Here is a 14,003-nt window from a genome sequence, read left to right as displayed (position 1 = left end):
AGTCGACATGCGATAACGTTATTAAATCAATATATTTCAAGCTGTTAGGCTTGCCGGTTCGCAATCGCAGGCTCACGCGATTGGCTGTCTTCTCAACGGAGCTTCAATGAATCTGCCCCTGATTCTCAACTTACTGGTGTTCGTGGCCCTGTTGCTGGGCCTGGCACAAACCCGCCGAACCCACTGGAGCCTCGCCAAGAAGGTGTTGTTTGCGTTGGTACTCGGCGTGATCTTCGGTGTGGTGCTGCACGCGATTTACGGTGCCGGCAACCCGGTACTCAAGGCCTCGATCGGCTGGTTCGACCTGGTCGGCAACGGTTACGTGCAGTTGCTGCAAATGATCGTGATCCCGCTGGTGTTCGCCTCGATCCTCAGCGCCGTGGCTCGCCTGCATAACGCCTCGTCCCTGGGCAAGATCAGCTTCCTGACCATCGGCACGCTGCTGTTCACCACAGCGATCGCCGCGCTGATCGGTATCGGCCTGACCAACCTGTTCGGCCTCACCGCCGAAGGCCTGGTGGCCGGCACTCAGGAAATGGCGCGCCTGCAAGTGATCCAGAGTGATTACGCGGGCAAGGTTGCCGACCTGAATATCCCGCAACTGCTGCTGTCGTTCATCCCGCAGAACCCGTTCGCCGACCTGGCCCGGGCCAAGCCGACGTCGATTATCAGTGTGGTGATCTTTGCTGCATTCCTCGGGGTTGCCGCGCTGCAACTGCTCAAGGATGACGTGGAAAAAGGCCAGAAGGTCCTCAACGCCATCGACACCCTGCAAGCCTGGGTAATGCGCCTGGTGCGCCTGGTGATGAAGCTGACCCCGTACGGCGTATTGGCGCTGATGACCAAGGTGGTCGCCAGCTCCAACCTGCAAGACATCATCAAGCTCGGCAGTTTTGTCGTGGTCTCGTACCTGGCCCTGGGCCTGATGTTTGTGGTGCATGGCCTGCTGCTGTCCCTGGCCGGGATCAACCCGCTGCGGTTTTTCCGCAAGGTCTGGCCGGTGCTGACCTTTGCCTTCACCAGCCGTTCCAGCGCCGCGAGCATCCCGCTGAGCATTGAAGCGCAGACCCGTCGTTTGGGGATTCCGCAATCCATCGCCGGTTTTGCCGCCTCGTTTGGCGCAACGATTGGCCAGAACGGTTGCGCAGGGCTTTACCCGGCGATGCTGGCGGTGATGGTTGCGCCGACGGTGGGCATCAACCCGCTGGATCCGCTGTGGATCGCGACGCTGGTGGCGATTGTGACCTTGAGTTCTGCCGGCGTGGCGGGTGTGGGCGGCGGTGCGACGTTTGCCGCGCTGATCGTGCTGCCGGCGATGGGCTTGCCGGTGTCACTGGTGGCGTTGCTGATTTCCGTTGAGCCGCTGATCGACATGGGCCGTACGGCACTGAACGTGAACGGTTCGATGACGGCGGGGGCGATTACCAGCCAGATCATGCAGCAGACGGATAAAGAGCTGTTGAATGCGGATGAGCATGCGGAGTTGGCGCAGGCCTGACAGACCGCTATCGCCGGCAAGCCGGCTCCTACATTTGGACCGTGTTCTTTAAAACAACCCGGTTAACTGTAGGAGCCGGCTTGCCGGCGATGCTTTTAGGCTTTTTCCCAAACCTCAAAGTTGTACGCCGGCTTGTCACCCTCAGCCGCATTCTCGACATTCGACACCAGCTTCCACTGGTTCAAATCAAACTCGGGAAACCACGCATCGCCTTCCGGGCTCAACGCCACGCGCGTCAAATACAGGCGATCCGCCTGCGCAAGCCCCTGCGCATACAACTGCGCGCCGCCGATCAGCATCAGCTCATCCACGCCCTGCGCCTTGGCCCATTCCTCAGCCCGCTCTACTGCCGCATCAAGGGACGGAAAAACTTCCGCACCTTCCAGCGCCAGATCGGTCTGACGGCTGACCACAATGTTCAACCGGCCCGGTAACGGTCGACCCAGGGAATCCCAGGTCTTGCGCCCCATGATGATCGGCTTGCCCAAGGTGGTGGCCTTGAAATATTTGAAATCCCCCGGCAAATGCCAGGGCATGCTGTTGTCGACGCCGATCACACGGTTTTCACCGAGGGCTGCGATCAGGCTTAAAGGGAGAGTTTTTTTCATGGCGACGAGAATACCAGAGCCGCGCGCGGCATACCCCAACCGGCGTTTGAGCGGTTATGCTCCAGGCTCACTGGCTCAACAGGACGACGCGTGACAGCTCTGAACCCCCTGCAAAGACTCTGGCTGACCGAAACCGTGCGCCTGCGCGAGGAACACGCGGGCGCGCTGGAAGACCAGGAAGCCAATCGCCTGGCCCGCAGCACCGGCGGTGACTTGCCCACGCGCATCCAAAACCGTGCGCTGTGGCTGGCCGAGCGCGATGGCCTCACCGCTGCGCTGCTCCGTTGGCTGCAAGGCGCGCGCCTGGCGCTGATCCTGCTGGCAGTGTTCGCCATTCTCAGCGGCGCCGGGCTGGCCTTTGCCGCGCTGGGCAACGGCCTGGTGCCGGTGAATGTGTTCTGGGCCCTGGGTAGCCTGCTGGGTTTGAACCTGATCCTGCTGTTGAGCTGGGCCCTGGGCCTGCTGTTTGCCGGTGAACACAGCGCCAGCCTTGGCCGCCTGTGGTTATGGCTCAGCGAAAAACTTGCCCGCGACGCCAAGGCCGCGCAACTGGCGCCGGCCCTGCTGCTGATGCTGCAACGGCGCAAGCTTAATCGCTGGGCGGTGGGTGTGCTGGTCAACAGCCTGTGGTTGCTGGCCCTGCTCAGCGCCATGGTGATCCTGCTGACGCTGCTGGCCACCCGGCGCTACGGCTTCGTCTGGGAAACCACCATTCTGCAGGCCGACACCTTTGTCGCCGTGACCCAAACCCTCGGCGCCCTGCCCGCCTTGCTGGGCTTCAACGTGCCCACTGTCGAGATGATCCGCGCCAGCGGCGATGCCGCCCTGAATATCGAAAGCGCCCGCCAGGCCTGGGCCGCCTGGCTGGTGGGCGTGCTGCTGGTGTACGGCATCCTGCCGCGGCTGGTCCTCGCGCTGCTGTGCCTGTGGCGCTGGAAACGCGGGCGCGCAGGCTTGAGCCTCGACCTTAACCTGCCCGGTTACAGCCAACTGCGTGAACGGCTGATGCCCAGCAGCGAGCGGCTTGGGGTCAACGATGCGGCGCCCGAACAGCTGCACCACGTGACCGGCGGCGTCAGTGAACTGGAAAGCGATGGCGCCCTGTTGGTAGCCATCGAACTCGATGACCAACGCCCGTGGCCGCCGAAGCTCCCGACCAGCGTCAAGGACGCGGGCATCCTCGACAGCCGCGAATCCCGCAACAAGCTGCTGGAACAGCTYACTCGCTTCCCGCCCGCACGCCTGGCCATCGCCTGCGACCCACGCCGCTCGCCGGATCGCGGCAGCCTCGCGCTGATCGCCGAACTGGCCCGCAGCGCCACGGCTACCCGGGTCTGGCTGCTGCAAGCGCCGGCCGGCCAAGCCCTGGACGCAGAACGCCTGGGTGATTGGCACACAGCACTGCAACAGCTGGAGATTCCATTCGCCGATTGCGCGCCGCTCACGTGGCTGGAGACCGGTCATGACTAAGCCCCTGAAACTTGCGGTGGTCGGCCACACCAACGTCGGCAAGACCTCGTTGCTGCGCACCCTGACACGCGACGTGGGTTTCGGTGAGGTCTCCCATCGGCCCAGCACCACCCGGCATGTCGAGGGCGCACGCCTGTCGGTGGACGGCGAAGCGTTGCTGGAGCTGTACGACACGCCCGGCCTGGAAGACGCCATCGCCCTGCTCGACTACCTGGAACGCCTGGATCGCCCCGGCGAACGCCTCGACGGCCCGGCACGACTCGCGCGCTTCCTGGAGGGCAGTGAAGCCCGGCAACGTTTCGAACAGGAAGCCAAGGTGCTGCGCCAACTGCTGGCGTCCGACGCCGGGCTGTATGTGATTGATGCAAGAGAACCGGTGCTGGCCAAGTACCGCGATGAGCTGCAAGTGCTGGCCAGTTGCGGGAAACCGCTGCTGCCGGTGCTCAATTTTGTCAGCAGCGCCGACCACCGCGAGCCGGACTGGCGCGAAGCCTTGGCCCGCCTCGGCCTGCACGCACTGGTGCGTTTCGACAGCGTCGCGCCACCGGAAGACGGCGAGCGCCGCCTGTATGAAAGCCTCGCCCTGCTGCTGGAAAACGCCCGTGGGCAACTGGAGCGGCTGATCCTCGACCAGGAAGCCCAGCGCCAGGCTCGCCAGCAAAGCGCTGCACGCCTGATCGCCGAACTGCTGATCGACTGCGCCGCCTGCCGCCGCAGCGTGGTCAGCGAAGCCGACGTGGAACAACACGCCATCAGTGAACTGCGCAAAGCCGTGCGCCAGCGCGAACAGCGTTGCGTGGAAGCCTTGCTCAAGCTGTTCGGCTTCCGCCCGCAAGATGCCGCCGCCAGCGACTTGCCGCTGCTGGACGGCCGTTGGGGCGATGACCTGTTCAACCCCGAAACCCTCAAGCAACTGGGCGTGCGGGTCGGCGGCGGCATCGCGGCCGGCGCCGCAGCCGGTGCAGGCGTGGACTTACTCGTGGGCGGCCTGACCCTCGGCGCCGCCGCCCTCGCCGGAGCCATCGCCGGTGGCGCCCTGCAAACCGCCCGCAGTTACGGCAACCGCCTGCTGGGCAAGATCAAGGGCCAACGCGAGCTGACCGTTGACGACAGAGTGCTACGCCTGTTGGCCCTGCGCCAGCGGCAACTGCTCAAGGCCCTGAGCCTGCGGGGCCATGCGGCAATCCACAGCATCAAGGTCGACACGCCTCAAGACAAGACCTGGCGCGAAGGCAAGCTACCGGAAGCCCTGAACAAGGCCCGTGCCCATCCGCAATGGTCGTCCCTCAACCCGCACCCCAAGTTGAGCCAGGCCGAGCGCCAGGAACAGATCGAAGCCCTGGCCCAGCGCCTCGACGAGACCTAAGCGGCCAACAGCTGCCGGGCCTTGGACTTCAACACTTCAAGGTCCAGCAGCGGCACGTGCATTTCCTTGGCCTGTTCATCCCAGTGGCGCATGCGCAGACTGACCTCGCATAGCGGGTCCTGCTCAAACGCCCGGGCTTCTTCGGCCGTCATCACACCGCCCTGGTAACCCAGGGTGCGACGGCTGGCTTCGCTCAAGCGCGCGTAGTAATCCGGCTGGCTGAAGGTCAGGTAACGCTTGGCCTGCACGTGGTACTCCACGAGTTTGGCCATGCGTTCGCTGAAGCCTGCCCGGCGCAGGAAGTCGGCGCCCAGCCGTTCATGGCTGACCACGCCATAACCGCCCATGTTCTCGCCACCTTGACCGCAGATGTGCCCGATATCGTGGAAGAACGCCGCCAACACCACTTCATCATCGAAGCCTTCAGCCATGGCCAACTGCGCGGCCTGGGACATGTGCTCGATCTGCGACACCGGTTCACCGATGTAGTCGGCGGTGCCATGTTGTTCGTATAAGCCAAAGACTTCGGTGATTGCCTGTTCAGCGTTCATCACGCATTCCCCCACAGCTCTGTGATATTGCGCTCGGCCATCGCCGGCCCGACGCTCATGCCCACACCGGTGTGCATCAACGCCGCACTCACCCCCGGCGCCGCCCGCAGGAACGAAAACGGCCCCGGCCCACGGGTACCATAGACGCCCTGCCAGCGCTCCACGACCTGGATCTTGCAGCCCAGGGTGTGTTCGGCCAGTTCGATCATCCAGTTGTCCACCTGTTCGGCGTTGAATGGCGATGGATCGCTGCCGTAATGGTGCGAATCACCGATGATCAGCTCGCCATAAGGCGTTGGGCTGATCAACAGGTGGATGCCGTTTTCATGCAGGTGCGGGACGTCCCGCAGGATTTCGGCCTGCACCGGCGCGGCTTCCGGCAAGTCGGCGAAGGCACCGTAGTGCACGCAACTGAGCCCGGTCAGCAGGGCGTGTTGCAGGTTCAACTCCACCTGTGGCCGGGCGCGCAGCATTTGCAGGCGGCAGATTTGCGGGTTGAGTTCGGCGATCTGCTCGGCCAGTAACGTCTGGTAGTCGTGGCCGGAGCAGACAATGATCTGCTCACCGCGAAAGGAACCGGCAGTGGTGTGCACCTGGCCGGGCTCGATGTCGCGCACCAGGGTGGAGAAGTGAAACTCCACGCTGAGTTCGCGGCTCAGGTAGTTGATCAGCGCCGGGAGGGCTTCGCGGGAATACAGTTGTTGATCGTCCAGGCCATGGAGGGCGGCGCGGTGATGCTTGAACTGGCCACCGTACAGGTCGCCCAGGGCGGCGCCTTGCAGCAACTCGACGCGATAACCGTGCTCCTGGGCACGCCCGGCGCAGAAGGCTTCAAGCAGGTGCTCTTCGGCTTCGGTGCGGGCGAACAGGTAGGAGCCGTTGCGCTTGAGCTGAATACCCGCCAGTTGTGCCCATTGGCCCCAGATATCGTGGCTTTCCCGCGCCAGGTCGAGCATCGGCCCGGGCGGCTGGCCGGTGACCAGGGCTTGGCCGAAGTTGCGCACCGAAGCGCCCAGTGGCGTGGCGCTACGCTCGAAGACCTTGACCTTGAGGCCGCGTTTGGCGGCCGCGTAGGCGTGGGACAGGCCGAGGATGCCGGCGCCGATGATCAGCAGTTGTGTCATGAAGTGATGTCCTGAATTTGAGACCGCCTTCGCGAGCAAGCCCGCTCCCACATTTTTGAATGTGTTCACAAATCAAAATGTGGGAGCCGGGCTTGCCCGCGATGAGGCCGTCAGCCCCAATGAAATGCTTACTGGCCGGCAACCTTTTCCGACTTGCCGTCATAGCGCTTGCGCCATTCGGTCAGGATGCTGTCGCGGTTTTTCGAGGCCCAGGCGAAGTCGTTCTTGATCAACCGCTGCTCGTAATCCGCCGGCAATTCGGTCTGCGGCTTGGCAATACCCGGCTGGGCCAGTACCGCGAAGTTTTCCTTGTACAACTCCATCGCCGCCGGGCTTGCGGAGAAGTCGGCGAGTTTCTGTGCCGCGTCCGCGTGGGCGGTGCCTTTGATCACGGCGGTGGCTTCGATGTCCCAGCCCAGGCCTTCTTTCGGCAGGATGATGTCCAGCGGTGCGCCCTGGCGTTTCAACTGAACGGCCGGGTACTCGAAGGAAATGCCGATCGGGAATTCACCCGATGCCGCCAGCTTGCACGGCTTGGAACCGGAGTGAACGTACTGGCCGATGTTCTGGTGCAGGTCGTCCATGTACTGCCAGCCCTGCTTCTCGCCGAAGGTCTGCAACCAGGCGCTGACGTCAAGGAAACCGGTGCCGGACGAGGCCGGGTTGGGCATCACGATCTTGCCTTTGTACTCGGGCTTGGTCAGGTCTTGCCAGCTCACCGGCTTGCTCAGGCCCTGCTTTTCGGCTTCGACGGTGTTGAAGCAGATGGTCGCCGCCCACACGTCCATACCCACCCAGGCCGGTGGATTGGCGGCGTCACGGTAGTTCGCGCCGATCTTGCCCAAGTCCTTCGGCGCGTAGTTTTGCAGCATGCCCTGCTGGTCGAGAATCGCCAGGCTGGAAGCCGCCAGGCCCCACACCACGTCAGCCTGCGGGCGGGCTTTTTCGGCCAGCAGCTTGGCGGTGATGATGCCGGTGGAATCGCGCACCCATTTGATATCGATGTCCGGGTTAGCCTTTTCGAAGGCCTGTTTGTAGGTCTTCAGTTGCTCGGCTTCGAGGGCCGTGTACACGGTCAACTCGGTCTTGGCGGCAAAGGCATTCAGGCTGAACGCAGTGAGCACAGCAGCGGCTAACGCCAGGGGCTTGAACATGGTGCAGTTCCTTTATGGGTGAGTTATTGGCCGGGCGCGGTTTGGCGCCAGGCCTGGGAGCGGCGCAACAAGCCGCGTGAGGCCCACGCCAGCAGCAAGGACACGCCCGCCGAGGTGAACAGAATCAGGGTCGACATGGCCGCCGCACCGCCCACGTTGCCGGCGTCGTCCATGTTCAACACGGCGACGGCGGCGAGGATGGTGTCGGGGCTGTAGAGGAAGATCGCGGCGGAAACGGTGGTCATCGCCGACACGAACAGGTAGCGCACGATGTCCAGCAGCGCCGGCAGGCAGATCGGCACGGTGACGCGCAGGTAATGGCGGTACAGCGGCGCCTTCAGCGACAGCGCGGCGGCTTCGAACTCGGCGTCCAGCTGGCGCAGGGCCGTGGTGGCGGTCATTTGTGCGGTGGTCAAATAGTGAGCAATGGTGCACACCACCAACAGGGTCATGGTGCCGTAGAACACATGCAGCGGGTTGCCGTTGAGGTTGAAAAAGAACACGTAGCCCAGGCCCAGCACCAACCCCGGCACCGCCATCGGCACGAAGCTGAGCATGCGCAGCGCCAGGTTCAGGCCCTTCTGGCCCTTGGTTTTTTCCATCAGGTAGGCACCGGTGAAGATCAGCACGCTGCCGATCAATGCAGTGCACAGGGCCATGGTGATGCTGTTGCGATAGGCCAGCCAACCGCCGCCGGCCGTGTCCTCGAACTGGTAGTGGGCCAGCGACAGCGACAGGTTGTAGGGCCAGAACTTCACCAGCGATGAGTAGACCGCCATGCCGAACACCAGCAGCAGGCTCGCGCAGATCAGCAGGACGATGGCCAGGTAGCAGCCATCCCGCAGCTTCGACGGCGCCGGCTGGAACACCTGGGCGCGGCCGCTCATGGAGTCGCCATGACGACGGCGCAGCCAGGCGTCCACACCGAAGCTGAACAGCGCCGGCAGCAGCAGGACCATACCAATCAAGGCTCCGCGGCCAAATTGCTGCTGGCCGACCACCGCCTTGTAGGCTTCCAGCGCCAGCACTTGGTAGTCGCCGCCCACTACCACAGGCACGCCAAAGTCGGTGATGGTCAGGGTAAACACCAGGCAAAACGCGGCGAAGACTGCCTGGCGCGTTGCGGGCCAGGTGATGCTGCGAAACGCCCGGGACGGGCTGGCGCCCATGCTCGATGCCGCATCGAACAATCGCGCATCCGCCAGGGAAAGCGCCGACAACAAAATCATCAAGGCATGGGGAAAGGTGTAGATCACTTCACCGAGCACGATGCCCCAGAAGCCGTAGATGTTGTCCGACAGCAGGCCGCGCAGCATGCCCTGGTTACCGAACAGGTAGACCAGTGCAATCCCCGGCAGCATCGACGGCGCCATCAACGGCAGCAACGACATCCCGCGCCAGATCGCCTTGCCGGGAATCAACGTGCGTTGCAGGGCGTAGGCAAACAGGTAAGCCAGCGGTACGACGATGGCCGCCACGCTGACGGAAACCTTCAGGCTGTTACCGAGCAGCCAGTGGAAGTTATCGCTGGTGACCAACTCCCGCGCCGCCACCAGGCCGCCGCCCTGCCCGGCTTCACTGCTGAAACCGCGCCAGAAGATCGCCAGCAGCGGCATCAGTACCGCCACGCCCAACAGGCACAGCCAGAGCAGTTTGCCGCCGACGACGAAAATACGGTCGCCAAACTCGGCACGGGAAACCTGACGAGCCACGTTATCGGGTATCGGCAGAGTCATATCGCGGGCCATCTCAGGCAAACACCTGCAGGCTGCGCGGGGGCAGCGCGACCCAGATGTCCTGGGCGCCAAGGCGCGGCATGGCTTCCGGCGCGAGTTCGGCCAGCAGCGGATGGCCGGGCAGCTGGTCCAGTTCGAAGCTCATGCGGCAGCGGTTGCCGAGGAAGGTGATCTCGCGGACCTTGGCCGGGAACAGGTTTTCTTCATGCACCGGCGGGTTGACGCTGATGGCTTCCGGGCGGCAGAACAGACGACCCGATTTGGCAACGCCTGCGTTGTCCGCCAGGCGCATATTCATCCCGCCGACCTGAGCGTGGCTGGCGCTGTTGCGGCTGAACGGCAGCCAGTTGCCCTGGCCGACGAACTCGGCCACAAACGGTGTGGCCGGGCGGTCGTAGATTTCCTGGGGCGTGGCGTACTGCTCGACCTTGCCGTTGTTCATCACGGCGATGCGATCGGCCATCAGCATGGCCTCGTCCTGGTTGTGGGTGACCATCAACGTGGTGATGCCCAGGCGGCGTTGCAGTTGGCGCAGCTCGGTGCACAGATGCTCGCGCACCCGGGCGTCGAGGGCTGACATCGGTTCGTCCAGCAGCAGCAAGGACGGCGCCGGTGCCAGGGCGCGGGCCAGGGCTACACGTTGTTGCTGGCCGCCGGAGAGTTGGCCGGGGTATTTCTTTTCGCTGCCCACCAGGCCGACCAGTTCCAGCATCTGCCCGACGCGCTTGCGCACTTCATCGCGACCACTGCCGGTGAGGCCGTAACCGATGTTCGCTTCGACAGTGAGATTGGGAAACAGCGCGTAGGACTGGAACAGAATGCCGTAGTCCCGTGCCTGGGGTGCCAGTAGGGAAACGTCGCGTTCGCCGAGGTACAACTCGCCGCTGTCCTGGCGTTCCAGGCCCGCAATGCAGCGCAGCAAGGTGGTCTTGCCGCAGCCCGACGGGCCCAGCAGGCACACCAGTTCGCCGGCGGCGACATCCAAAGACACGTTATCCAGCGCGGTAAAGGCGCCGAAGCGTTTCTGCACACCGCGCACCTTCATTGGCGCGCCGGGGTTGGTCATGGCTGTGTTCATGGAGGCACCTCATCAAACTGATGAAGGTCATCCTAGGCAGGCAATGCGTCCCTCATGTGGCAGAAAGGCAAAACGTGGCGATAGTGGTATTGGTGGATTTGGGTAGGGCTTGAGGAAGGTTTTGCCTGGACTGGCACCATCGCGGGCAAGCCCGGCTCCCACAGTTGATCGAGTTGGGCCAGAGAAATGCATTCCAACTGTGGGAGCTGGCTTGCCTGCGATGGCGCCTTCAGATCGGGGACATTTCCTGCGCCAATCCCAGAAACGCCGCTGGCAACCGCGCGCCCTTTCGCTCTTTCAGGCAGTAGAGGTACTCGGGAATCTGCGGGGCATTCTCGATGGTCAGCACCCGCAATTGCGGGTCGTGGGGCACTTCCTGGCGGGCGATGATGCTGATGCCGATATTGCGCAGCACCGCCTCACGGATCGATTCCCGGCTGCCGATCTCCAGCAGCGGCCCGTAACTCACGCCGGCGCCCTGCAACATCTCTTCGGTCAATCGGCGGGTGGTGGAGCCCGGTTCGCGCATCAGCAGGGTGTGCCCGGCCAGCGCGGTCAGCGGTACATGGTCGAGCACCGCCAGCGGATGGTTGCGGTGCACCGCCAGCACCAGCGGGTCCATGCCCAGCACCCGGCGAATCAGGCGCGGGTCTTCAAGCAGCTGGGATGAGGCGGCAACGTCAACGCGGTAATCATCCAGCGCTTCCAGCACTTGCTGGGAGTTGCCGATCTCCACCGAGACCTCAACCTGTGGCAGCCGCTCGCGGAAGGTTTTGACCAGGTCGAGGATGTAATACGGCGCCGTCGCGGCAATCCTCAACGCGCCCTGCACCTGGCCACTGTTGCGCAGGAAAAACTCGATATCCGCTTCCTGCTGCAACAGCGCCTTGACCATCGGCAACAGCCGCGCGCCTTCGTCGCTGACCGTCAGGCGTCGCCCGCCGCGGTAGAACAACTCCACCGAGTACTGGCTTTCCAGGTGACGAATCTGGGTGGTCACCGTGGGCTGGCTCAGCCCGAGCTTTTTCGCCGCCTGGGTAATGCTGCCCAGGCGGGCGACCATGTAAAACGCCTTCAGCTCGGCACTCAGCACACCACCCTCTCATCGACTATTTGCGCAACAGGCGCAGACCATTGAACACCACCAGCAGGCTCACGCCCATGTCGGCGAACACCGCCATCCACATGGTGGCCATTCCGAGGAAGGTCACCGCCAGGAAGATCGCCTTGATCACCAGGGCCAGGGCGATGTTCTGCTTGAGGATACTCGACGTTTGCCGCGACAGCCGAATGAATGCCGGAATCTTGCGCAGGTCATCGTCCATCAGCGCGACGTCGGCGGTCTCGATGGCGGTGTCGGTACCGGCGGCGGCCATGGCAAAACCGATCTCGGAACGGGCCAGCGCCGGGGCGTCGTTGATGCCGTCGCCGACCATGCCGACCCGGTGGCCCTTGGCGTAGAGCGCTTCGATGGCTTGCAGCTTGTCGGTGGGCAACAGGTCGCCCTGGGCCTGGTCGATGCCGACCTGATCGGCAATCGCCTTGGCGGTGTGGGTGTTGTCGCCGGTGAGCATCAGGGTCTTGATGCCCAGGTCATGCAGTTGCTGGATGGCTTCGCGGCTGGTGTCCTTCACGGTGTCGGCCACGGCGAACAGCGCCAGCGGGCCGGACTTGTCCAGCAACAGGACCACGGACTTGCCTTGTTTTTCCAGGGCGAAGAGCTTCTTCTCCAGGGCCGGCGAACACAGGTTCAGCTCTTCCACCAGGCGGTGGTTGCCCAGATAGTAGACCTCACCATTGATCTCGCCCTTCACGCCGCGACCGGTCAGGGCCTCGAAGTTATCCACAGTGTGCACGCTGAGATTTTTATCCACAGCCGCATTGGCGATCGCCAGGGACACCGGGTGATCGGAACGCCCGGCCAGGCTCGCGGCCAAAGCCGGCGCGCTGTCTTCCATGTTCGGGAACAGCGCCAGGTAATCGGTTTGCACCGGTTTGCCGTGGGTGATGGTGCCGGTCTTGTCGAGGGCCAGGTAGTCGAGCTTGTAACCGCCCTCCAGGTACACGCCGCCCTTGATCAGGATGCCTTTGCGCGCCGCGGCAGCCAGGCCGCTGACGATGGTCACCGGGGTGGAAATCACCAGTGCACACGGGCATGCGACCACCAGCAATACCAGTGCGCGGTAGACCCATTCAAACCACACGCCGCCCATGAACAGTGGCGGAATCAGGGCCACGCCCAAGGCAAAGATGAACACCGCCGGGGTGTAGACCTTGGCGAAGGTGTCGACAAAACGCTGGGTCGGCGCGCGGGCGCCCTGGGCCTGTTCCACGGCGTGGATAATCCGCGCCAGGGTGGAGTTGTTGGCGGCGGCGGTGACGGTGTATTCCAGGGAACCGGCCTGATTGATGGTGCCCGCGAAGACTTTGTCGCCCACGGTCTTTTCAATCGGCAGGCTTTCACCGGTAATCGGCGCCTGGTCGATGGTGGACTGGCCGGAGGTGACTTCACCGTCCAGGCCAATGCGCTCGCCGGGGCGAACCCGCACGATCGCGCCCAACTCGATGACTTTGACGTCCTGTTCAACCCAACTGCCGTCAGCCTGACGCACCGTGGCCTGCTGCGGCGTCATCTGCATCAAGCCGCTGATGGCGTTGCGGGCGCGGTCGAGGGACTTGGCTTCGATCAGTTCGGCCACGGTGAACAGGAACATCACCATCGCGGCTTCTGGCCACTGGCCGATCAGGATGGCGCCGGTCACGGCGATGCTCATCAGGGCGTTGATGTTCAGGTTGAGGTTTTTCAGGGCGATCCAGCCCTTTTTATAGGTGGTGAGGCCGCCGCTGAAGATCGAGATCAATGCGACCAGGGCAATCACCCACGTCGGGGCGGCGTTGGTGAAGTGCAGCACTTCGGCGCCCAAGGCACCGACGCCGGACAGCGCCAGCGGCCACCAGTGTTTCTTCGCAGGCGGCTCGGCCGGGGCTACGCCTTCTTCGATGGGATCGGCCTGCATGCCCAGGGATTTGATGGCGTCGATGATCGGCGCGGTCGTCGGCAGGTCGTGGGTCACGCCGAGGATGCGGTTGATCAGGTTGAATTCCAGCTGCTGCACGCCGGCGAGCTTGCCCAGTTTGTTCTGGATCAGCGTCTGCTCGGTGGGGCAGTCCATGGCTTCGATGCGGAAGGTGCTCAGCCGCGAGCCCGCTGTCGGGGCTTCGGTCAACTTCACCAGCGCAGGCGCGGCCTTGCTGGAACAGCAGGAATCGCCATGGCTGCCATGGTCGTGCTTCTGCACAGGCTTGAGCTTCGGGCCGTGATCGTGCGCGTGGTCATGATCATGGTCGTGGTCGTGCTTGTGTGGGGTGTGGATGGAATCGCTCATTCTGTCGCGTCCGTAAAGGTGCCTGTTGCCAA

Annotated in this window: 11 protein-coding genes; 3 read left to right on the top strand and 8 right to left on the bottom strand. The window is 63.5% G+C overall.

Annotation, left to right across the window (positions count from 1 at the left end):
* Positions 1 to 106: 106 nt before the first annotated feature.
* A complete protein-coding gene (locus tag P3C29_RS03370) occupies positions 107 to 1,498 on the top strand; it encodes an L-cystine transporter (RefSeq protein ID WP_010167761.1) in 1,392 nt (463 codons plus the stop codon).
* A 95-nt stretch (positions 1,499 to 1,593) separates the two neighbouring features.
* Here P3C29_RS03370 and P3C29_RS03365 read toward each other — a convergent pair whose 3' ends face one another.
* The gene (locus P3C29_RS03365; protein WP_010167763.1) at positions 1,594 to 2,106 is read right to left on the bottom strand and encodes a dihydrofolate reductase; all 513 of its coding nucleotides are present in this window, start codon (positions 2,104 to 2,106) and stop codon (positions 1,594 to 1,596) included.
* 90 nt (positions 2,107 to 2,196) lie between these two features.
* Here P3C29_RS03365 and P3C29_RS03360 point away from each other — a divergent pair, with 90 nt between their 5' ends.
* Positions 2,197 to 3,576, top strand: a complete 1,380-nt coding sequence (locus P3C29_RS03360; protein ID WP_275963906.1) for a DUF2868 domain-containing protein — start codon at positions 2,197 to 2,199, stop codon at positions 3,574 to 3,576.
* Positions 3,569 to 4,942, top strand: a complete 1,374-nt coding sequence (locus P3C29_RS03355) for a DUF3482 domain-containing protein (protein ID WP_275963905.1) — start codon at positions 3,569 to 3,571, stop codon at positions 4,940 to 4,942. The genes P3C29_RS03360 and P3C29_RS03355 overlap by 8 nt, the downstream gene beginning before the upstream one ends.
* On the opposite strand, the gene P3C29_RS03350 is transcribed toward P3C29_RS03355, so the two are convergent.
* The 7 genes from P3C29_RS03350 to P3C29_RS03320 form a co-directional block, all read right to left on the bottom strand.
* Positions 4,939 to 5,493 (bottom strand): phosphonate degradation HD-domain oxygenase, encoded by a 555-nt coding sequence (locus P3C29_RS03350; RefSeq protein WP_275963904.1) that lies wholly within the window; start codon positions 5,491 to 5,493, stop codon positions 4,939 to 4,941. The two genes, P3C29_RS03355 and P3C29_RS03350, sit on opposite strands and share 4 nt — an antisense overlap.
* A complete protein-coding gene (locus P3C29_RS03345) occupies positions 5,493 to 6,617 on the bottom strand; it encodes a TIGR03364 family FAD-dependent oxidoreductase (RefSeq protein ID WP_275963903.1) in 1,125 nt (374 codons plus the stop codon). Before P3C29_RS03345 ends, P3C29_RS03350 begins: the two co-directional genes overlap by 1 nt.
* Positions 6,618 to 6,745: 128 nt before the next feature.
* Entirely contained in the window at positions 6,746 to 7,771 is a 1,026-nt protein-coding gene (locus P3C29_RS03340; protein ID WP_010167772.1) for a putative 2-aminoethylphosphonate ABC transporter substrate-binding protein, read from the bottom strand.
* A 23-nt stretch (positions 7,772 to 7,794) separates the two neighbouring features.
* Entirely contained in the window at positions 7,795 to 9,519 is a 1,725-nt protein-coding gene (locus P3C29_RS03335) for a putative 2-aminoethylphosphonate ABC transporter permease subunit (protein WP_201125626.1), read from the bottom strand.
* Position 9,520: 1 nt separating this feature from the next.
* Complete coding sequence (locus P3C29_RS03330; protein ID WP_010167776.1) at positions 9,521 to 10,585, bottom strand: putative 2-aminoethylphosphonate ABC transporter ATP-binding protein; 1,065 nt, start codon at positions 10,583 to 10,585, stop codon at positions 9,521 to 9,523.
* Positions 10,586 to 10,814: 229 nt separating this feature from the next.
* The gene (locus tag P3C29_RS03325) at positions 10,815 to 11,678 is read right to left on the bottom strand and encodes a LysR family transcriptional regulator (RefSeq protein WP_010167778.1); all 864 of its coding nucleotides are present in this window, start codon (positions 11,676 to 11,678) and stop codon (positions 10,815 to 10,817) included.
* 16 nt (positions 11,679 to 11,694) lie between these two features.
* Entirely contained in the window at positions 11,695 to 13,971 is a 2,277-nt protein-coding gene (locus tag P3C29_RS03320; protein WP_201125627.1) for a heavy metal translocating P-type ATPase, read from the bottom strand.
* Positions 13,972 to 14,003 lie beyond the last annotated feature (32 nt).

This window comes from Pseudomonas sp. 1912-s, assembly GCF_029269205.1.
GTDB lineage: Bacteria > Pseudomonadota > Gammaproteobacteria > Pseudomonadales > Pseudomonadaceae > Aquipseudomonas.
The sequence above is the reverse complement of the archived record's forward strand: the minus strand, read 5'-3'. Positions and strand labels throughout refer to the sequence as shown.